Source organism: Rhodocyclaceae bacterium, assembly GCA_020248265.1.
GTDB lineage: Bacteria > Pseudomonadota > Gammaproteobacteria > Burkholderiales > CAIKXV01 > CAIKXV01.
The window spans coordinates 474,954-495,430 of record JADCHX010000011.1 but is presented as its reverse complement, the minus strand read 5'-3'; the positions used below and the strand labels follow the sequence as shown (position 1 = coordinate 495,430).

The following is a 20,477-nucleotide window of genomic DNA, read 5'->3' as shown; positions in this document are numbered from 1 at the left end:
GCTCTGCAGAATGGGAAGGCGATGCGCGGTCAATGTGATGCGGAATGTGGCGAGTCACCGGAACGGGCGGCGCCCTCATCGGCGCCGTCCGACTGCCACGCAAACATGTGCTCGTTCAGGCTTCCGATAACTTCCGCCAGGCGCTTCTGGCTTCCAAACACCCGGATTGCCTGCGCCATACCGCCGAGCTGCGAAAACGGGTGGAAGGCAAACTGGTCGAGCGAAAACTCAGCATCGGGGCCGCCGTAGTGATCGGCGTTTGCACGGAACTGATGCCCGATCATTCGAAGCCAGGACTCTTCACCAGCGTCGAGATCGGTTCGCTGCAGTAGCCATGCCTCGAACCGCGTACCCAACTCAGCGGCCAGCTGTTCCGAAGCTTCAGGGAACACCATGTTTCCATCCTCGTCGACGGTGATCCACTCTCGCGTGGTCGGGTCGATGTGGTCGTCGATGTCGAGCGCCAGCAGGCGCCGCGGCTCATACTTCTTTCGCGCTTGCTTGGCGGCAACGATGCCGCCTTGGGCGTAGTCGTCGTCATCCCCGTGATAGTCCGAGACGCCGACGAAGTCGAACATCGTGAAAGTAGGCTTGTTGCGAGCCTTTCGCGTGCCGCGCCCGCGCATCTGCTGGTAGAGAATCGCCGAGCGAGTGAAGCGCGCGAAAACCAGGCTGACGACTTCGGGGCAGTCGAAGCCGGTGTCGAGCATGTTCACCGACACCAGTATCTGCGGAAACTGTTCCTTCTTGAATCGGCGGATTTTGCTCATACCGTCGACGGTATCATCGGCGCCCTGCCCGCTCACCACATAGTCGGCGAAGCGCACATCAGGTGAGGGTTTCAGATGCGCGAACTCGGCGTCGAAAAGCTGCGCCAGTGTTTCCGCATGCTTCTTCGTTACGGCGAACACGATCGCCTTGCCCAGCAGCGGCTTGCGCAACACCCCGTTGCCGTCGACATAGCCGTGGTCGAGCACTTGGCGGTACTCGCGCACGATCGCGCGGTTCCGCTCAGGAATGGTGAACCGTCGCTCCAGGGCTGAAGGGTCGACCGTGATCGCTGCTTGTTCTCCGAAGACCTTCTCCAGCTCGGTCCGGGTATCTGCAGTCATGCCCGACCAGTCGAGCTCGGCCTTCTTGACTTCGAAGCCACCCTCGGCCGCTGTCTTGACGGTCTGAGCTTTGTAGATCTGATACGGGACGAGATGACCGTCGCGGATGGCCGTCTTGAGCTTGTACGAGAACGTCGGCGCGTCGACCTCGAAGAAGCGGAGCGTGTCGCGCACGAAAGCCTTGTCGTCAGCGTCGCCGCTATCTGGATCGGCTACGCATGGCGTGGCTGTCAGGCCGACCTGTACGCCGTCGAAATGTCGGAGCACGCCGCTCCACTGGCCGTAGATGCTGCGGTGACACTCGTCACTGATGACGAGATCGAAATAGCCGCTGGAGTACTCGGCGTACAGATTCACCATGCTCTGCAGCGTTGTGATGGTGATCCGCTTTTCGTCCTGGAAGCGCCGGCCGGCGCGCAGCACATAGGCCGGATAGTCCGGAAGGTGCTCGGCGAACGCGTCTTCGGTCTGCTTTGCGAGCGGAATGCGGTCCACCAGGAACAACACCCGGGTGATCGCGTTCGCCTCAAATAGACGCTTGATGAACGCTGCCGCGGTGCGCGTCTTGCCTGTGCCGGTCGCCATCTCGACGAGCAGCTTTCGCCGGCCCAAGCCGATTTCCCGGCAGAGCGTGTCGATGCACTCTATCTGGTAGTCGCGCTCGACGATGTGCCGGTCGATCGCCACCGTGGCGGGATCCCGGCGCACGGACAACGTGGCGATTCGGCGCTCCAGGTCGTCCTGCTTGAAGATCGTCTTCACCGGCCGGGGATATGCCTCGCGCTCCCACTCCCAGAAAAGCACCTCGTCACCGTTCGACAGGAAGGCGTACGGGACCCCGAGTTGCAGGGCGTAGGCTTTCGCCTGCGCCGCGGCGTCGTTCGGGCTGACCGAATACCGCTTCGCCTCGATCACCGCCAGCGACCGGCCGTGCCGATCGCACAGCACATAGTCGGCGCGGGTACCGTCCGGCAGTTGAACCTCGAAGCGGACGGCGTTCGTGTCGACGGTGTCCCAGCCCTGCGCGGCGAGCAGGGCGTCGATCTTCACGCGGGCGAACGCTTCGTTGCTCATGTCACCTTGTGTTGCGTGGCCGTCTAGGATCGGCACCCGGACATGCCGAGACTCCGGGAGACGCCGTCAGGCCGGGAGTATAGATTGCGTTCGGCCGGCGCGACCGGCAGCGGGTTCCCGCGCGCACCTACCGCCCGATTTCGACGAGGGTCCGCCATGTCCTTTAAGAGACATGTTTCAGCCCGGCACGGCCCAACGCCGTCACTCGGCAGTGGGGCTTTAGCCTATCGCCGACCGAGGGGTCGTGAGCCCGGCGCCAGCGGCAATATGTCGATAGCACTGCAGTGCTGCTTCCCGGTCGGCGAGTGCAAGATTCCGGGCGAGTACGAATTCATCCGGGGTAAACGCGTACAGCCGGCCGACGATGTCGACCAGCGCACGAAGTTCCGCATCAAGCGCCCTGCCGCCGCGCTGCGAGGGGCAGATTCGCCCATCTGAGGAGGTGTCGACGTGCGTCGGTTTTTTCTGCAGGGTTCCCGAGACGGCACCGCCAAAACTGTCAGAAGGGGCTTTTGGCGGTTCTGTCGGTGCGCCCCGATCCGCCGCCCCGGAAAACTCGGCGCGGAACTTCTCCAGGTACTTCATCGAAGAACCTTCGGGTTGACTCGATACCCAGGACTCGGCCGACCGGCCGTTTCGATGGTCTCGGCGCGCAGGTAATCGAAGTCTGCGAGAAGGTCAGCAGCCTGCTTTGCTCGGTCACGGGTATCGAGCTGCGCCCAGCCGAATCGGTACACCTCGCGCAGAGCGAACGAGCCCCCTGCACCGATCGCGCCGCGTTTGATCTTTCCGAGAAGCGCTCGCGCAGCTTCACGATGCGTCGACCGCGCAGCACCGTAAGCGCGGCGCGCATGGGCTTCCAACAGGTCGCACCACGCAAGCGCCCTTGTGAGCGTTGCGGCGTCGATGTTCTGCGGTTCCCCATGGACAGCGTGGAAGATCAAGGCCAGCGCCGGCGCCAGCTTCCGGTACTTCGCGAGGTGGGCAGTGACAGCCGCCAAGTCGTCGCCGTCCGGCGTACGGAGGCGCCGTTCCAGTTCGGCCCTCCATGTCTCGAATAGCTCCCGGGCACCGTCGTCAAAGCGGACGAATGGCACCGCACCCACCGCCTCCGTTTCGGCGCCGATCGCAGCGGGGTCGAACTCCGCCAGCCTCTGGAACAGTTCATTGGCGGCGTTCCGCGCGGCCGCGTCCGGAGCGCGGTCGACCGATCGCCATTGTGCCGGCGAATCCGGCCAGACCAGCAGGGAGAACCTGGACAGAAGACCATCGCCACCGCCAGAGTCGAGAGCTTCCCGGATGTACTTCGCGATCACGGCCGGTTGCGTCGAGCCCAGCAGCGAAAGACAGCAAGCCGGGACGCGGGTCTTACCGCGTCCGATCCGGTCCGAAACGTACGGTTCCTTTCCGCTGTAAGCGGAAAGAAAGAAGCCGCGCTGTTCTTCCCTGCCCTCGCGCTCCATGCCGGCGAGCAGCGAGGCGAGCTCATCACGGAAGGCGAGTACGCCGAGCGGGTTCGCAGCAAGAATCTCCTGCAGAGCCTCCGGCGTTGCATCGTTCACCACGAAGCGCTTCGCTTCAGGCTCATCATCGGTTATGTCGAGCAGCAGGCTCGATGCATCGAAATCCTGGCCCTTTCGCGCCGCCCGGTTAGCCTGGTGTTTCGCCGCGTCGCGCCTCACCTTGGAACCTTCGGCTTCGGCCTGCCACGCGCGAACGGCCTGTTCGTGCTGCTCGTGCGCCTGATCTTCAAGCCTCCGAAGGGGGGCGAGAACAGCATTCAAGGCCGGCGACTTCAACACCCCAGGCGACCCGATCACCACTCCCCAGAGATTCGCGAACTCGGACCAGTCATCGAGTCGCTTCGGCCGTACCGCCACCCTGCGGCCGAGAACCGAGCCGAGCGCGGCGAGTGCGCCGACCGCGAGGAACTCCGGCGGACATTGCATGCGCTCGGCAATATCAGATACCCATGAAGCCAGAGGATCCGGAAGAAGGCGAGCATCGAACGCGGGCACGGGCAGCAGTTCATCGATGATCGGCTGTGGATCCGGCCAGTCATCAGTCATGGTAGCGGTCGTCTTGACCGTTTCCGCCTGCGGCGCGGGCGGAGCCGCCGCCGCTAGACACGCCCGAGCCGCGTCGGGACCTTGCTCGTTCCAGACATCCCACAGGTCGCACTTCCGGCCGCCCATCAGTGGCACGGCCACAAGCGCCCCGGTGGCGAGCGCCGCATCCTTCGCCGAGCGCACGCCGGTATTGCCGCTGGTCTTTTCGTCGTTGTCCGCGACGATGACTATTCGTGCGCCTGACGCGGCAACTTTTCGCAACGCCCGTGCGACAACAACCAGATTACCGGCGCTCATCGCCGCCGCGGCTGGCCACCCGGTCACGGCGACCGCCGTGGCGACCGTTGCCAGCCCTTCGCCGATCAGAACATTCGCGGCTCCGCGCAGCTTGCCGAAAGGGTGGAACGCGCCCGCCGCCCGACCATCTTTCAGAAACCGCTTGTCACCGTCCATTGCGATCGCCTGAATCGAAACAAGGTTGCCGGCTGCGTTAAAGAGCGGCACGCGCAACGCGTCGGCCCAGCTGTTCTGTTCCCACGCGCCACGGGTTACGAGCGGCCCGAATGGAACCCGCTTGCGCTGGGCGTAGGCGTGTTCAGCGGGATCGCCAACGTCGGCAGCTTCCATGATGTCCTTGGCGAGCCGTGCTGCGCGCAACTGCGCATCCGTCTGGGCTGCTTCTCGGGCCCGCTGCTTTTCCGCAATTTCGCGCCGAAATGCCTTCATATCCGCTGGGCTCATCGACTGACATGCTTGGCCACTCGACCAACGTATCAATCCCCCCGATCCTTTGTGGGATTGGAACCATCCGGTCGGCCGATGATCCGCGTGGACCTGATAGGCACCCGACCGTTTGCCACGCTCGCCCCGCAGTGCAAAACGTTGGATGGTGCCATCCGCGATGATCTCGTCGGGCGGCTCCACGCCCGCGGCCCGCATCGCGTTCGCGAACGCCGCCGTTACCTGGGAGGTCGAGTTCATCGAAGGAGCCCTCCCAGCAGTCGCAGACAAGTCGACAAGGTGCTTGCTGCCTTCTGCAGCACAGGTCGCTTATCAATGGCATACCGGGCCGATCGAGCGTCTGCAGCCGCTTGCGCGAGCCACAAAGACACGTCGACGCGACTCGCGAGTCGCAACACCCATGCTGGCGTCATCGGCGCCCCCCCTCGGGGAGCGCCGCACGTGCGTGTTCCGCACGCTTCCTCCGCTTCCCGTCGATCAATTGCTGGGGTCTGTCCATCGACTTCAGAGCGGGCAACGATTCGACCCACTGAACGAGCTCGGCAACGCGCCACCGGGGGTTTCGCGGACCGAAAAGCGCCACCGGCGCCGGAAAGCCTTCGCGTTTGCGCAGATCAGCGAACGCCCGTGGACTGACATCGAGGAGCGCTGCGCCGCCGTCGGCGTCGACAATGAGCGGCGCGGTCATCGCTTCTTCTCCTGAGTGGCGGCGACGCGCTTCAGATAGTCCGCCGGAGCTTCGATGACGATGGTCCGCCGACCGATCTTGATGGTCTTCGGTCTGAGCTCAGCCGGAAGGGTGTACAGCTTCGGACGACTGATCGAAGTCAGCTCACACCATTCGGTCAAGCTGAACCCGACTCGGAACGGCGCAGATATTGTCATTCCCATGTTTACGTCTCCTGAGACGCCCCGAACGATTCGGGACATGGAGACGGATTAAATAGATCTCTTTTTTGGCGCGAAGCTGTAACCAGTATCTATTTCGAAGCTTTCTCGCAGAGATCTTCCGGCGACAGTCGCTCAGGCGACCGCCCTGCTCATGATGGGCAGCACCTTCGCCACCGGTAACCGACCGTCCTGGTACTCGCTCCAGGCCACGAGCAGCGCTCGACGCTCTTCGTTGAACTTCGCCCGGTTATAGGCCGCGCGGATCCTGTCGCCTTCCTTGTGGGCAAGGCATGCCTCGATGACGTCCGGGCGCGCAATTCCGGTTTCGTTTGCCCAGGTCGAGAAGGTCGAGCGACACACCCCGTGCGCCGTCGTCCGGTCAAGCCATCCCATCCGCTTGAGGAGTGAAAGCATCGCCATGTTCGACATCGGAATAGTCGTGTCGCGCGGGTTCGGGAACAGGAATGCGCCGTTCACCGAGCGCATTTCGTCGATGATCTGAAGCGCGCGGGGGCAGAGCGGCACCCGGTGCTCCTCTCCCGCTTTCATGCGCGCAGCCGGTATCGTCCACAAGCGTGCCGCCGCGTCGATCTCGCTCCAGGTTGCGCCGATGATTTCGCCGGTTCGGGCCGCGGTCAGCATGGCAAACTCCAGCGCACGGGCCGCGATACCCGGCTGCGCTCGGAGCGCCTGCACGAACCCGGGTACGTCGGCGACAGCGAGCGCCCGGTGCGATTCGACATCGCGCCCGACTTGTCCTTCGCGCACCTTTCGCTTGATCGCTGCCGCGGGGTTCCGGCCGCAGATACCGCGAAACACGGCGTCATCGAAGACGGCCTCCAGACGCTGCCGGATTCTCGAAGCCGTTTCCGGCACCCGCTGGTACAGGTCGGCCATCGCATCGAGCAGCGCAGGCGCCTCGATCGTTGCTATCGGCGCGTGCCAGAGGTGGGGCGGGACGAGACGTTCCATCGAGCGGATCCACTCGCCCCCGTGCTTCGCCGATCGTGACGGCTCGATCACGCGTTCGTGATAGCCCCGCGCGACGCGTGCGAGGGTTGCCGCGTTCTTCGTCCTCTCGGCCTTCGCAGCGCGGACCGCCGCCTTTGCGGCTTCCTTCGCAGCCTTGCGGTCTTCGATCGGATCGCGGGGAGGAACCTCCGCCAGCATCGCCCGTGCCTTCGCCGCTGCGGCGCGCGCTGCAGTCAGGCTGGCGCCGGCGGTCTGCATGTTCGCTCGCTCGCAGCCGCCCAGACCCATCTCGCGCCGCGCGCCATCAGGGGAGGTGAACCGGAACAGCCATCTCGCGCCGCAGGCATCCACCTGAAGGCGCAGCCCGGCGCCGTCGGAGTGGTCACCGGGCGGGGCGTGCAGCACCTCCCGCACGCTCAGAAGGTGAAGCTTGCACATCTGAAGCCGAGTACCCATCGCAACCCTCGCTCGCTCGATCATGGCGGCGGGTTCGATGTGCTGTACCCGCCAGCGTACCCACCACAGGGTCGCGAAAGTGCGCGCTCCAGGGCGGATTCACGATGCACTGTCTGTGCAACGAACGAAGGCTAGTTCCGCTTTTGAATCAATGGGAAACTGCACTTCGGTGCACCGTCGACGCATCGAGGGTGCGAGTATTGCTGGCGGAGAGGGTGGGATTCGAACCCACGGTAGGCTTGCACCTACGCCTGATTTCGAGTCAGGTACATTCGACCACTCTGCCACCTCTCCGGCAGCCCGGATTTTACACATATCCGGCATTCGTGCCCGCATCGCCGAAAGCGTGTCCTGACGCACATTTGCGCCGTGAACCAACACACGACCGCGGCCCGGGGGTGCATGTCACAATCGCGGCTCGTCGGACACCAGGGAAAGCCGATGCCTCTGTCGCTGACTCTGCTTCTGTCTCTGCTGTTGCCCATGTTGTTGTCGCGCCTGGTCGTGCCGTCGCTGCGGTTGCTGGTGTGGCGGACGCTTGCCCGCCGGTTCGCGCGGGTCCTGCCGATGATGACCCTGGCCGCCCTGGCCGGTTGCGGCGATCCGGCCCCGCCTGCCGAGGTGCTCCCCCCCCTGGTCGACGGCGGCGAACTGGTCGTGCTCACCCACCAGAGCGGCACGACCTTCTATCAGGACGGTGAAGGCCGCCACACCGGGCTCGAGTACGAGCTCGTGACGCGCTTCGCGGCCGAGGCCGGGTACAAGGTGCGCTTCATCGCGCTGCCGCAATTCTCGGCGGTGCTGCCGGCCCTCGCGCAGGGACAGGGGCATCTGGCCGCAGCCGGGCTGAGCATCACGCCCGAAGCGGCGAAGCGGTTCACCTTCGGCCCCAGCTACCAGGAGGTGTCGCTCGAGGTGATCTACGACACCGAGACGCTGCGCCCGCGCAGCGTGAACGATCTCGTCGGCAAGCGCGTGGACGTGCTCGCCGGGTCGCTCGCGATCCCGGAACTGCAGCGCCTGCAGGCGAAGCTGCCGAACCTCGCGTGGAACGAGGTGGTCGCACGCGACACCGAAGAGATCGCCGGGCGGGTCGCTGGCCGCCATGCGGAGTTTGCAGTGGCGGAGTCGCATGCGGTCGATGTCGCTCGCAACTTCCATCCGTCGATCGCCACCGCCTTCACGATCGGCCAGCCGCGCAAGCTCGCCTGGGCGCTGCCGAAGAACGCAGATCCGGAACTGGTGAAGAAACTCGAAGCGTTCTTCGGGCGCATCCGGCGCGATGCCACCCTCACCCGCCTGATCGACCGCTACTACGGCCACCTGCAGCGGCTGACCGAAGCCGACATCGCACATTTCATGCTGCGCGTGCGCACCGTGCTGCCGCTCTACCGCAAGCACTTCCAGGATGCGCAGGAACTCATCGGCATCGACTGGCGCCTGATCGCGGCGCTCGGCTTCCAGGAATCGCACTGGGATCCGGCCGCCGTCTCGCCCACCGGCGTGCGCGGGCTGATGATGATGCAGGACGATACCGCGGCCAGGATGGGCGTGAAGAACCTGCTCGACCCGCGCGAGAACATCCTCGGCGGTGCACGCTACCTGTTGATGCTGCGCGACCTGCTGCAAAAGGCACCCGAGCCTGACCGCACCTGGATCGCGCTGTCGGCCTACAACATCGGCTTCGGACACCTCGAGGATGCGCGGGCGATCGCCCGTTCGCTCAACCTCGACCCGAACGTGTGGGTCAACATGAAGCAGGTGCTGCCGCTGCTGATGCGCCCGGAGCACTCCGCGGTCACCCGGTTTGGCTATGCGCGCGGCGGCGAGGCGGTGATCCTCACCGAGAATGTCCGCCAGTACTACGACATCCTGCAGCGCGTCGAGGCACCGCACCGGCCGGCCTTCAAGAGCCTGCGCGACGAGATCACCCTGCTGCCCCCCGGCCAGAAGGCGCCGTCGCTGAAGGGGCCCTGAGCGCGGTCAGCCCCGGGCAACCACCCGGGTCCCGCCCATGTACGGCTGCAGTGCCTCCGGCACGTCGATGCCGCCGTCGGCGCGCTGGTAGTTCTCCATCACTGCCACCAGCGTTCGTCCGACCGCAAGGCCCGAGCCGTTGAGCGTGTGCACGATCTCCGGCTTGCCCTTGGCGTCCTTGCGGTAGCGTGCCTGCATCCGGCGCGCCTGGAAGGCTTCGAAGTTGCTGCACGAAGAGATCTCGCGGTAGGCCTGCTGGCCCGGCAGCCAGACCTCGAGGTCATAGGTCTTGGCCGAGCCGAAGCCCATGTCGCCGGTGCACAGCAGCATCGTGCGGTAGGGCAGACCGAGCCGCTGCAGCACGGCCTCGGCATGCGCGGTCAGCGCCTCGTGCGCCTCGTACGAAGCCTCGGGCTTCACGATCTGCACGATCTCGACCTTGTCGAACTGGTGCTGGCGGATCATGCCGCGCGTGTCGCGGCCGTAGGAGCCCGCCTCGCTGCGGAAGCACGGGCTGTGGCAGACGAACTTCAGCGGCAGCGCCTCGGCCGCGAGGATCTCGCCGCGCACGATGTTGGTCACCGGCACTTCGGCGGTGGGGATCAGGTACAGCTTCGCCTCGTCGCCTTCGCCACCCCTTGGCACGGCGAACAGGTCTTCCTCGAACTTGGGCAACTGGCCAGTGCCGCGCAGGCTGTCCGCGTTCACCAGGTAGGGCGCGTACACCTCGGTATAGCCATGCTCGAGCGTGTGCATGTCGAGCATGAACTGGGCGAGCGCGCGGTGCATGCGCGCGAGCGGCCCCTTCATCAGCGAGAAGCGGGCGCCGGTGATCTTCGTCGCAGTCTCGAAGTCGAGCAGCCCCAGCCCCTCGCCGAGGTCGACATGGTCCTTGACCGGGAAGTCGAAGCTGCGCGGCGTGCCGACGGTACGCACCACCGCGTTGTCGTCGGCCGAGCGGCCTGCCGGGACGCTGTCGTGCGGCACGTTGGGCACGCCGGCGAGGAAGGCTTCGATCTCCTCCTGCAGCGCCGCGAGGCGCTTCTCGTCGGCCGCGAGCTCGTCGGCGAAGCTCGCCACCGAAGCCTTGAGCGCGGCGACGTCGCTGGCGTCCTCCCCCTTCTTCATCGCCTCGCCGATCTGCTTCGACACCTGGTTGCGGCGCGCCTGCAGCTCCTGGGTGTGCCCCTGCAACTGCTTGCGCTCGCCTTCCAGCGCCAGGAAGCGCTCGCGGTCGAGCGCATACCCCCGGTCGGCAAGCCGCGTGGCGACGCGATCGAGGTCGGAGCGCAGCAGTTGGATGTCCAGCATGGTGGGAAGCCTGCGATGAGATAACCCGCTATTCTACGAAAAAAGCGCGCCGGGGCTGGCCTGCAACGGCCAGGCCGGACCGGGACGCGCCGCCATCGCCCGCAAGGCGAACCACCCGAAGGAGGAACGCTTGACCCAGGATCCCCCGTCGATCCCGACCACGCGCGGGCCCGACCGCCAGCCGCGCCGCCCGGCGCTGGCGCTGCCGCCCGGCAGCTGCGACTGCCACTCGCATGTGTTCGGGCCGGCCGGGCGCTTCCCCTACGCGCCCACCCGCAGCTACACCCCGCCGGACTGCACCACCGCCGAGTACGTGCAGATGCTGCAGACCATCGGCTGCGAGCGCGCGGTGATCGTCCAGCCGAGCTGCTACGCCACCGACAACGCGGCCACGCTCGACGCGCTGCGTTCCGGCCAGTTCGATTTCCGCGGCGTGGCGGTGATCTCCGGACACGAGACGGATGCGCAGCTGCAGGACATGCACGAGGCCGGCGTACGCGGCGTGCGGCTGAACCTGCACACCCGGGGCGCGGTGCTCGGCCTGGCGGATGCCGGGCGCATCGCCGCGCGGGTGCGGCCGTTCGGCTGGCATGTGCAGGTCTATGTCGAGGTCGCCGCGCTGCCCGACCTCGATGGGCTGCTGGCCACGCTCGGGGATACGGTGGTGATCGACCACATGGGACAGCCTGCGGTAGGGGCGGGACCCGATGCGCCTGCCTTCCGCACGCTGCTGCGGGCGCTGGCCGATGGCCGCTGCTGGGTGAAGCTGTCCGGCGCTTACCGGCTGTCGAAGTCCCATCCACGCTATCCCGAGGCCACCCCGTTCGCCCGGGCGCTGGTCGCAGCCAACCCGGATCGGCTGGTCTGGGGCAGCGACTGGCCGCACCCGAACTTCGACGGCCCGATGCCGAACGATGCCGAACTGGTCGACCTGCTGGCCGACTGGATGCCCGACGCCGGGCAACGCCAGCAGGTGCTGGTGGACAACCCGGCACGGCTGTACGACTTCCCCACGAGGACACCATGAACAGGATGCGGATGACCACCACCGGCCGCGCCGCCCGCAGCGCCGCCCGCAGTGCCAACTTCTGGGCGCCTGCCCTGCTGCTCTGCCCCGCCCTGGCCGCCGCCCAGCCGGCGTGGCCGTCGAAGCCGATCCGGCTCATCGTGCCGCTCGCCCCGGGTGGCAACCAGGACCTGATCGCACGCAACGTGATGCAGCGGGTTGCCGTCGAGGTCGGCCAGCCGGTGGTGGTCGAGAACCGTCCCGGCGTCGGCGGGGTGGTCGGCTCGGAAGTCGTCGCGCGCGGGCCGGCCGACGGCTACCAGTGGCTGTCGATCTCCAACACCTTCGTCACCGTGCCGAGCGTGCTGCCGAACGTGCCCTACGACCCGGTGAAGGACTTCGTCACCGCCAGCGTGATCGCCAACATCCCGCAGGTGCTGGTGGTCAATCCGGCGATGCCGGTGAAGACGGTGCAGGACCTGGTGAAGCTGGCGAAGGCCCGGCCCGGCCAGGTGAACGTCGCGATGTCCGGATCGGGCAGCACCGGCCACATCGCCTCGGTGGGCTTCACCCGGGCCGCCGGCATCGAGGTGACCTACGTGCCGTACAAGGGCAACGCCCTGGCACTCATCGACGTGATGGGTGGCCATGTGTCGGTGCTGTTCGACCAGGTCAGCACCTCGATACCGCTGATCCGCTCGGGCAAGGTGCGCGCGCTCGGGGTGACCAGCACGCGGCGCTCGGTGCTGCTGGCCGACGTACCGACCATCGCCGAATCGGGGCTGCCAGGCTACGAGGCGGCCACCTTCAATGCCGTGCTGGCGCCGGCCGCGGTGCCGGCGGCCATCGTGTCGCGCATGCATGCGGCGATCGCGGCTGCGGTGAAGCAACCGGACCTGCGCGGCCGCATGGCCGAACTCGGCATCGAGCTGATGGCCAATGCCTCGCCCGAGGAGGCCACGGCATTCGTGCGCTCGGAAGTGGCGCGCATGGCAAGGCTGGTGAAGGAAGCCGGCATCAAGGCCGACTGAAACGTCCGGTGCAGGCGCGGCAGCGCAGTCCGCGCCAGGCGCACGGTGCCGGCGCTCAACCGGCGGTCGCGGGCGGCGGCCCTGGCGGCTGCGGCGGCATCGGGTCGTGCTTCGAAGAACGCCGATAGAACTCGCCGCCACCGAACAGCATCGCCGCACAACCGAGGAACACCGGGATGTAGCCGGTGACGCTGGCCAGTGCGCCGAAGGCGAGCGGGATGGTCACGTGCGTGAGCTGGTTGATCATCACGCGAATGCCCGTGCCCTCGCCCGCCCGGCCCTTCGGCGACAGGTTGTAGATCAGCGTCATCGACAGCGGCTGCGCGCAGCCGCAGCCCAGTCCGAGCACGAAGGCGATGATCGCCAGCGTCAGGCCACCGGTGAACAACGGCAGCAGCGCGTAGGCGATGCCGGTGGTGAAGATCGCCCAGGCCAGCACCGGCCCCTCGCCGTGCTTGGTCGCGAGCTTGGCTGCCACCAGGCGCACGACGAAGGTCGCGCTGGCGAACGCCGCCATGATCGCGCCGATCGCCGAGGCGGAATGGCCGATGGAGCGCGCATAGACCGGCAGGAAGAAGTTGAACAGGTCCCAGGCGGTCGCGATCACGCCACCGGCAAAGAAGGTGCGCTTGAGCGCCGGGATGCGCCAGAGGTCGAGCGAACTGGTCTTCGGCCCGCCCCGCGTTGCCGATGCCCGGCGCTGCGGGATCCAGCCGGGGAACCACCACACGGCCACCAGGGCGATCAGCGGCAGCGCGGCCAGCACCAGGTAGGTCGCGCGGTAGCCGATCAGGTCGATCGAGAAGCCGGCGATCAGCGGGCCGAGCAGGCCGGACAGCGAGAAGCCCATGCCCAACAGCGCGAAGTTCCGGGCACGGCTCTCCGGTCCGCCGAGCGAGCCGGTCATCGTCTGCGCGGCCACCTGCCAGGCCATGAAACCGACGCCCAGCACGCTGGCCGAGATGCAGAGCGCGACCATGTTCGGAAAGAACCAGGGAATCAGCAACCCCGTGAGCACCATCAGCGCGCCGAACACCAGCGGCAACCGCATGCCGAGGCGGTCGACCATCTGGCCGGCCCGGACCGCGAGAAACAGCGGCAGCAGCGCATACAGCGACACCACGACGCCGATCATCAGCGGGCTCGCCTCCAGGTGAAGGGCGAACAGTGAAGACAGGACGCGGCTGCCCCCGAACCCCACATGGGTGAGCACGCTCATCAGCACGATGAGCTTGAGCGGGCGCGAAGGCCCCGTCATGGGCGTCGCGGGTCCACGGTCAGCGGGTCGGTAGGCATCGGGCAGTCTCCATTATGCGAGTAAACTCGGGCGCAGTCGAACCGCACGTCGTTCGGCAGCGCGCATGGACGCCAACGCATGGATGCACAGAAGAGGAACGTCGCCGTGCTGGCCGGTTGCCAGGCGATCACGCAGGTCAAGATGTCGATGCTGATCGCCATCGCGGGACTGTCCGGCTATGCACTCGCCGCCGACAAGACCTGGGCGACCCTGCCGGTCACCATCTACGTGATCGGCTCCGCGCTGGCGACGCTGCCGTCGGGCACGTACATGAAGCGCCACGGCCGGCGCAGCGGCTTTGCGCTCGGCGCCACCTTCGGCATTGCCGGCGGCGTGGTCTGCGCCGCCGCACTGTGGCTGGAGAGCTTCCTGGTGCTGTGCATCGGCACGGCGGTCCTCGGCGTGTTCGTCGCGTTCGGACGGGCCTACCGCTTCGCCGCGGCAGACTCGGCCCCGAAAGAATTCAAGGCGAAGGCGATTTCGCTGGTGCTCGCCGGCGGCATCGTGGGCGGCGTCCTGGGCCCCAACCTCGCGAACTGGACGAAGGACATGATGCCCGGGCTCGCATTCGGCGCGTCCTTCCTCGCCATCAGCGTGCTGTCGGCACTGACGCTGCTCGCGCTGATGCCGCTGCGCATCCCGCCGCTCACCGCCGCCGAGCAGGCCGAGCCGGGACGCCCGATCGGCGAGATCATGCGCCAGCCGACCTTCATCGTCGCGGTCACGGCATCGGCCGTGGGCTACGGCATCATGAACCTGCTGATGGTGGCCACGCCGATCGCCATGCACCACCATGACTATCCGTTCAGCAACACCGCCTTCGTGCTCGAATGGCACCTGATCGGCATGTTCGCGCCGTCGTTCTTCACCGGCCACCTGATCACCCGCTTCGGCGCGCTGAAGGTGATGACCGTGGGCGCGATCCTCAACCTCGTATGCATCGGCATCGCGCTGTCCGGCGAGACCGTCTGGCACTTCTGGGCGTCGCTGTGCATCCTCGGCATCGGCTGGAACTTCCTGTTCACCAGCGGCTCGGCCCTGCTCACCGAAACCTACCGGCCGTCGGAACGCGAGAAGACGCAGTCGATGCACGACTTCGTGACCTTCGCCACCATGGCGGTCACCTCGCTCGTGTCGGGGGCGATGCTGTCGCACGAGGGGTGGGGCTGGCATGCGATCAACTACGGCTCGCTGCCGTTCGTCTGTGCCGTACTGATCGCGATCGCCTGGCTGTCGGCGATGCGCCGGGGCGGTGCCAGCGGTACCGCGTCAGGCTGACCGCCCGGGCCGGGATCGGCCTTCAGTCCTCGCCGCGATAGCCCCCGCAGTCAGCGGGTCGGTGGGCCCGGGTGCCTCAGGCGTTCGTGATTGGCCGTGTTCTCGAGGCAGATCGCGATGATGCTGGCCAGCCGCTCGATGACGTCGGTCTCCATGCCAGGCGCGAAGCGCGCGAAGTGGAGACTGCCGATGTTCAGGCTGCCGAGCAGCCGACGCCGGCGCTGCAGCGGCAGGATGGCGACGCTCTGAGGCGGCTGCGACTCGCGCGGGAACAGCAGGCCATGCAGCGGCTTCACGAAGGAGCCCAGCGACGTCCCTCCGTCGCCTTCGAACACCCGGTACAGCTCCGAGAACCCACCGAGCAGGATCAGGTCGGGATAGTCGTTCGGGTCCATGCCGGCCGCGCCGAACAACCGGCGCAGGTCATGATCGGGGTCGCACAGCGCGAGCGTCACCACGTCGTAGTCGTTGGCGCGCTTCAACGCGTTGAACAGCGTGTCGAACAGCTCCGGGAAGCTCGATCCTTCCAGCAGCCCGAGTTCGATCCGCCGGTGCCGGCTGAGGATCTGTTCGTTGCGCTGGGCGTCGGCCAGCATCGCGTCGAGGCGCTCGCGCAGCGCGCGGTTCTCGTTCCGGCGGCGATCGATATCCATTGCGCCTCGTCAGGTCAGGGGGGCCGGCGCGGCCGGCAGGATGGCGCCCAGCCAGGCCGCGCGTGCGGCCGACGCCTCGGGGGATGCGCCGGCGTCGACCGCCAGCCATGCGGTATCCAGGGGGGCCTCGGTCAGCGTGACCCGGCACTGGTACAACTCGTCGCGGCGGAACGCGTGCACGTCGAGTACCCGCCCGGGAGACGAGGCCGACAGCAGCGCGTCGATGCCGGCGAAACGCAGGCCGTCGATCGCGATGACCTGATCGCCCGCAGACAGTCCTGCCTGCTGTGCGGGGCTGCCATCGTGCACGAGCGAGATCCGGCCGTCGGCAGCCATGCGCGCGCCGAGCCAGGCTCGGGCCGGCCACGCGCCGGCACGTGCCTCGGCCGACACCGCCGGCGGCGACCCGGGCCCTCCCCCCTTGTCGGACTCGCCGCTGGCCGCACGCAGGCCGAGCGCCACGCCGACGGTGCCGAGCAGCGTGGCCAGCGGCAGGTCTTCGGTGCCATCGACCGCGAGCGCGAAGAACGCGCCCAGGTCGCGCCCGGCGATCTCCGAGGCCAGGGCCGGTATGCGATCTTCCGGCACGCCGATGCCACGCGCGCCGTAGTCTTGCCACAGCCGGCGCATCAGGTCGTCGAGCGAACGTGCACCGCCGGTCGCCTCGCGCAGGGTCAGGTCGAGCGCCAGTGCGACCAGCGATCCCTTGGTGTAGTAGCTCACCACCGCATTCGGCGTGTTCTCGTCCGGACGGTAGAACTTGATCCACGCGTCGAAGCTCGACTCCGCGACCGACTGCTTCAGCCGGCCGCCGCCACGCAGCACGCGGGTGACGGTCTCGCCCAGCATCCGCAGATACTCGTCGTGGGTGAACAGCCCGCAGCGGACGAGCGCGAGGTCGTCGTAGTAGGAGGTGATGCCCTCGAACGCCCACAGTTGCCGCGTATAGGCCTCGCGCGACAGATCGTAGGGCAGGAACGCGGCAGGCTTGATCCGCTTCACGTTCCAGGCGTGGAAATACTCGTGGCTGGCCAGCCCGAGCAGCGTGCGGTACTTGTCGCTGGTCCCGGACTGACCCGGCTGCGGCAGATCGTCGCGGCTGCACAGAAGGCTGGTCGAGCAACGATGCTCGAGGCCGCCGTAGCCGTCTCCGACCACCATGATCTGGAACAGGTAGCGGTCGAACGGCGGCGGCGCGCCGAACAGGTCGATCTGCGCGGTGCAGGCGCGCGCGAGATCATGCGCGAACCGATCGAGGTCGCTGCGATGCCGGCCGGTGACCGCCACCTCGTGCCGCACGCCGTGCGCCTCGAACGCCACCAGGTCGAAGGTGCCGCATTCGACCGGATGGTCGATCAGTTCGTCGTAGTCGGATGCGCGGTAGCGGCCGAAGCCGTGCTCGGGCGCACCCGCCCGCTCGAGCGTCGTGGCGACGCGCCAGCCCTTGCCTGCATCCCCGGGCGGCGGCTGGATGTCGACCGTGCAGCTTTCGTGCTCCCGCCCCGCCACCGCCAGGAAAACGGAACTTCCGTTGAAGTAGGCATGGGTGGTGTCGAGGTGGGCAGTCCGTACCGAGAGGTCCCACGCATGGATCTCGCAGGTCACCGAAAGCGGGCCGCTGCAGGGCGCACAGTGCCATCGATGCTTGTCGACCTTGGCCACCGCCACCGGCTGACCCTGCCCGTCGCGCGCGCTGATCGACAACACCTGGCGCGCGAACTCGCGCACCAGGTAGCTGCCCGGCAACCATACCGGCAACCAGAAGCCCTGGCCGGCCGGGTCGGGATCGGATACCCGCACGGTGACCTCGAAGCGGTGCGCTTCCGGAGAAGCGGGAACGATCAGGTAGTGGATCTCTTCCATTTCGTGCAAGGATAGACGCTATCGTTGAAGGACAACGCAAAGGAGCTGCTGCACCCCCTACCCCAGCGCCTTGGTCGCCACCTCGTACACGTCCTTCGACAGGGTCTCCTGGGCGGCGATCGCCTGCAGCTCCGCGCGCATCAGCGCCTGCCGCTGCGGGTCGTACTTGCGCCAGCGGTTGAGCGCGCCGAGCATCCGCGATGCCACCTGTGGGTTCTGCCGGTCGAGCTTCAGCACCTGCTCGCGCAGGAAAGCGTAGCCCGATCCGTCGGCCTGGTGGAAACGCAGCGGGTTGCCGTGGCAGAACACGCCGACCAGCGCGCGGATGCGGTTCGGGTTGCGCGCGTCATACGCGGGATGGCCCATCAGCGCACGCACCTGGGCGAGCGCATCGGGCGCTTCCGAGCGCGCCTGCAGCGCGAGCCACTTGTCGATCACCAGCGGATCGGCCTGCCACTGTGCATGGAAGGCATCCAGGGCCCGCTGGCGCGCCTCGCCGGGCACGTCGACAATGCACGAAAGTGCCGCGATCTGGTCGGTCATGTTGTTGGCCGAGTCGAACTGGCGCAGCGCGAGGCCGAGTGCATCGGGAGCACCGGTGCGGCTCAGGTAGGCGAGGCAGGTGTTGCGCAGCGCGCGCGCGGCGATCGACGCGCCGTCGTGGCGGTAGGGACCGGGCGCACGGTTGGCCTCGTACAACTGCTCCAGCGCCTCGCGATGCGCGCATGCGAGCTGGTTCACCACGGCCTCGCGCGCCGCATGCAGGCCCTCGACATCGATCTGCGCCATCTGCTCGCCGAGGAAGGTGAAGTCGGGCAGGGTCAGTGCCAGTGCCTTGAAGCGGCCGTCGAGTGAAGGGTCGGCGAGCGTGCGGCCGAACGCATCGATGAAGGCGCCGGGCAGTTCGATCGCCCGTCCGGCACGGAACGCGGCGACCGCAGCCAGCAGGATGCGGGTGGCAAGCCGCTGCCCGGCCTCCCAGCGGTTGAAGGGATCGTCGTCGTGCCCCATCAGGAACGCGAGGTCGGCATCGCTGCAGTCGAGGTTCAGCTTCACCGGCGCGGAGAAGCCGCGCAGCAGCGATGGCACCGGCGCCGACGACACGCCCTCGAACACGAAGCGCTGCTGCGCCTCGGTCAGCGACAGCACGACCTCGGTGCCGGCCGGGGCGGCCGCACCGGCCAGCTGCAGCGGGAGCGGCTTGCCGTCGCTATCGAGCAGCGACACGCGCACCGGGATCTGCAGCGGCTGTTTCTGTGGCTGTCCAGGCGTCGGCGCGGTGTACTGGGACAGGGTCAGCGTGAACCGCTGCCCCGGCGCATCGTAGGCGGTGCTGGCGGTGACCTCCGGGGTACCGGCCTGTGAATACCAGCGCCGGAACAGGGTCAGGTCGACACCCGAGGCATCCTGCATGGCCTGCGCGAAGTCGTCGCAGGTGACCGCCTGCCCGTCGTGGCGGTCGAAGTAGAGGTCCATGCCCGCGCGGAACTTCTCCGGCCCGAGCAGGGTGTGCATCATGCGGATGACTTCCGCACCCTTCTCGTAGACGGTCGCGGTGTAGAAGTTGCTGATCTCGATGTACGCGTCGGGCCGCACCGGGTGCGCGAGCGGGCCGCCATCCTCGGGGAACTGGTGGCTGCGCAGGGTGCGCACATCACTGATCCGCTTGACCGCCTTCGAGGTCATGTCGGCGGTGAACTGCTGGTCGCGGAAGACGGTCAGGCCTTCCTTCAGCGACAGCTGGAACCAGTCGCGGCAGGTGACGCGGTTACCGGTCCAGTTGTGGAAGTACTCGTGAGCGATCACCGCCTCGATCGCCTCGAAGTCGGCGTCGGTGGCGGTCTCGGCCTTCGCCAGGACGTACTTCGAGTTGAAGACGTTCAGGCCCTTGTTCTCCATCGCGCCCATGTTGAAGTCATCGGCGCTGAAGATCATGTAGGCGTCGAGGTCATACTCGCGGCCGAAGGCCTCCTCGTCCCAGCGCATCGCGCGCTTCATCGACGCGATTGCATGGCCGCACTTGTCGAGGTTGTGCTGCTCCACCCAGACCTCGACGCCGACCTCACGGCCGGACATCGTGGTGAAGGTATCGCGCGCGCAGGACAGATCGCCGGCCACCAGCGCGAACAGGTAGGACGGCTTCGGCCAGGGGTCGATCCAGGTCGCGAAATGGCGGCCTTCGGCGCCCTTCCCGGTCGCCGGCCCGGTCTCGCCGCGGTTGCCGTTGGACAACAGCACCGGGTATTTCGCCCGATCGGCGATGATGGTCGTGGTGTAGCGCGCCATCACGTCCGGACGGTCGAGAAAGTAGGTGATCTTCCGGAACCCGCGTGCCTCGCACTGTGTGCAGAAGTTTCCGCTCGACTTGTACAGGCCCTCGAGCGCGGTATTGGTCTCGGGGTGGATGATGGTGACCACCTCGAGCGTGAACTGGCGCGGGACGCGACCGATCGTCAGGCCTTCGGCGTCGACCGTGTACTCGGACGGCTCGAGCGCCCGCCCGTCCAGTGCCAGTGCCTCGAGTTCCAGTCCGATGCCGTCCAGCCGCAGCGACGGCGCGACCGGTGCCTGATCGTCGCAGGCGTGGATCACCGAATATGCGGTGACGACCGTACGGTCTTCATGCAGGTCGAACGTCAGTTCGACCGAATCGACTCGATAACTCGGCGGCGCATAATCTGTCAGCCGGGTGACCGACGGCGTTGCTTGGGTGCTGGAAACGATGTCCATCGGGCGCTCGGCGACA

General features: G+C 67.0%; 15 protein-coding genes and 1 tRNA gene. 4 read left to right on the top strand and 12 right to left on the bottom strand.

The features are described from left to right. Positions 1–29: 29 nt before the first annotated feature. The 7 genes from ING98_13195 to ING98_13165 form a co-directional block, all read right to left on the bottom strand. A complete protein-coding gene (locus tag ING98_13195; GenBank protein MCA3102823.1) occupies positions 30–2,186 on the bottom strand; it encodes a DEAD/DEAH box helicase family protein in 2,157 nt (718 codons plus the stop codon). A gap of 219 nt (positions 2,187–2,405) precedes the next feature. After that, the gene (locus ING98_13190) at positions 2,406–2,771 is read right to left on the bottom strand and encodes a hypothetical protein (GenBank protein ID MCA3102822.1); all 366 of its coding nucleotides are present in this window, start codon (positions 2,769–2,771) and stop codon (positions 2,406–2,408) included. Continuing rightward, a complete protein-coding gene (locus ING98_13185; protein MCA3102821.1) occupies positions 2,768–5,236 on the bottom strand; it encodes a DUF3987 domain-containing protein in 2,469 nt (822 codons plus the stop codon). Before ING98_13185 ends, ING98_13190 begins: the two co-directional genes overlap by 4 nt. A gap of 169 nt (positions 5,237–5,405) precedes the next feature. Continuing rightward, positions 5,406–5,684, bottom strand: a complete 279-nt coding sequence (locus ING98_13180; protein ID MCA3102820.1) for a hypothetical protein — start codon at positions 5,682–5,684, stop codon at positions 5,406–5,408. Further along, the gene (locus tag ING98_13175) at positions 5,681–5,887 is read right to left on the bottom strand and encodes a hypothetical protein (protein MCA3102819.1); all 207 of its coding nucleotides are present in this window, start codon (positions 5,885–5,887) and stop codon (positions 5,681–5,683) included. The genes ING98_13180 and ING98_13175 overlap by 4 nt, the downstream gene beginning before the upstream one ends. 132 nt (positions 5,888–6,019) lie before the next feature. Further along, on the bottom strand, positions 6,020–7,273 hold the full coding sequence (locus ING98_13170) for a site-specific integrase (GenBank protein ID MCA3102818.1): 1,254 nt from the start codon (positions 7,271–7,273) through the stop codon (positions 6,020–6,022). 246 nt (positions 7,274–7,519) lie between these two features. Further along, a tRNA-Ser gene (locus ING98_13165) sits at positions 7,520–7,609 on the bottom strand. A 147-nt stretch (positions 7,610–7,756) separates the two neighbouring features. Between ING98_13165 and mltF the strand changes: the two genes are divergently transcribed. Further along, positions 7,757–9,292: a membrane-bound lytic murein transglycosylase MltF gene (gene mltF / locus ING98_13160; protein MCA3102817.1), complete on the top strand. Its 1,536-nt coding sequence runs from the start codon at positions 7,757–7,759 to the stop codon at positions 9,290–9,292. Between the two features lie 6 nt (positions 9,293–9,298). Here the strand turns inward: mltF and serS are convergent, their stop codons facing one another. Continuing rightward, positions 9,299–10,603, bottom strand: a complete 1,305-nt coding sequence (serS, locus tag ING98_13155; protein MCA3102816.1) for a serine--tRNA ligase — start codon at positions 10,601–10,603, stop codon at positions 9,299–9,301. 130 nt (positions 10,604–10,733) lie between these two features. Here serS and ING98_13150 point away from each other — a divergent pair, with 130 nt between their 5' ends. Beyond that, entirely contained in the window at positions 10,734–11,630 is an 897-nt protein-coding gene (locus ING98_13150; GenBank protein MCA3102815.1) for an amidohydrolase family protein, read from the top strand. Further along, positions 11,627–12,640: a tripartite tricarboxylate transporter substrate binding protein gene (locus ING98_13145; protein ID MCA3102814.1), complete on the top strand. Its 1,014-nt coding sequence runs from the start codon at positions 11,627–11,629 to the stop codon at positions 12,638–12,640. Before ING98_13150 ends, ING98_13145 begins: the two co-directional genes overlap by 4 nt. A gap of 55 nt (positions 12,641–12,695) precedes the next feature. On the opposite strand, the gene ING98_13140 is transcribed toward ING98_13145, so the two are convergent. Continuing rightward, positions 12,696–13,898 carry an MFS transporter gene (locus ING98_13140; protein ID MCA3102813.1) on the bottom strand — a complete coding sequence of 401 codons (1,203 nt, stop codon included), beginning with the start codon at positions 13,896–13,898 and terminating at the stop codon, positions 12,696–12,698. A gap of 117 nt (positions 13,899–14,015) precedes the next feature. On the opposite strand from ING98_13140, the gene ING98_13135 reads away from it, so the two are divergent. Then, positions 14,016–15,215 (top strand): MFS transporter, encoded by a 1,200-nt coding sequence (locus ING98_13135; GenBank protein ID MCA3102812.1) that lies wholly within the window; start codon positions 14,016–14,018, stop codon positions 15,213–15,215. A gap of 50 nt (positions 15,216–15,265) precedes the next feature. On the opposite strand, the gene ING98_13130 is transcribed toward ING98_13135, so the two are convergent. The 3 genes from ING98_13130 to pepN are packed head-to-tail and all read right to left on the bottom strand — an operon-like array spanning position 15,266 to position 20,461. Then, positions 15,266–15,868 (bottom strand): DUF484 family protein, encoded by a 603-nt coding sequence (locus ING98_13130; GenBank protein ID MCA3102811.1) that lies wholly within the window; start codon positions 15,866–15,868, stop codon positions 15,266–15,268. A gap of 9 nt (positions 15,869–15,877) precedes the next feature. Next, complete coding sequence (locus ING98_13125) at positions 15,878–17,731, bottom strand: M61 family metallopeptidase (protein MCA3102810.1); 1,854 nt, start codon at positions 17,729–17,731, stop codon at positions 15,878–15,880. A 57-nt stretch (positions 17,732–17,788) separates the two neighbouring features. Continuing rightward, on the bottom strand, positions 17,789–20,461 hold the full coding sequence (gene pepN, locus ING98_13120) for an aminopeptidase N (GenBank protein MCA3102809.1): 2,673 nt from the start codon (positions 20,459–20,461) through the stop codon (positions 17,789–17,791). Positions 20,462–20,477: the final 16 nt, after the last annotated feature.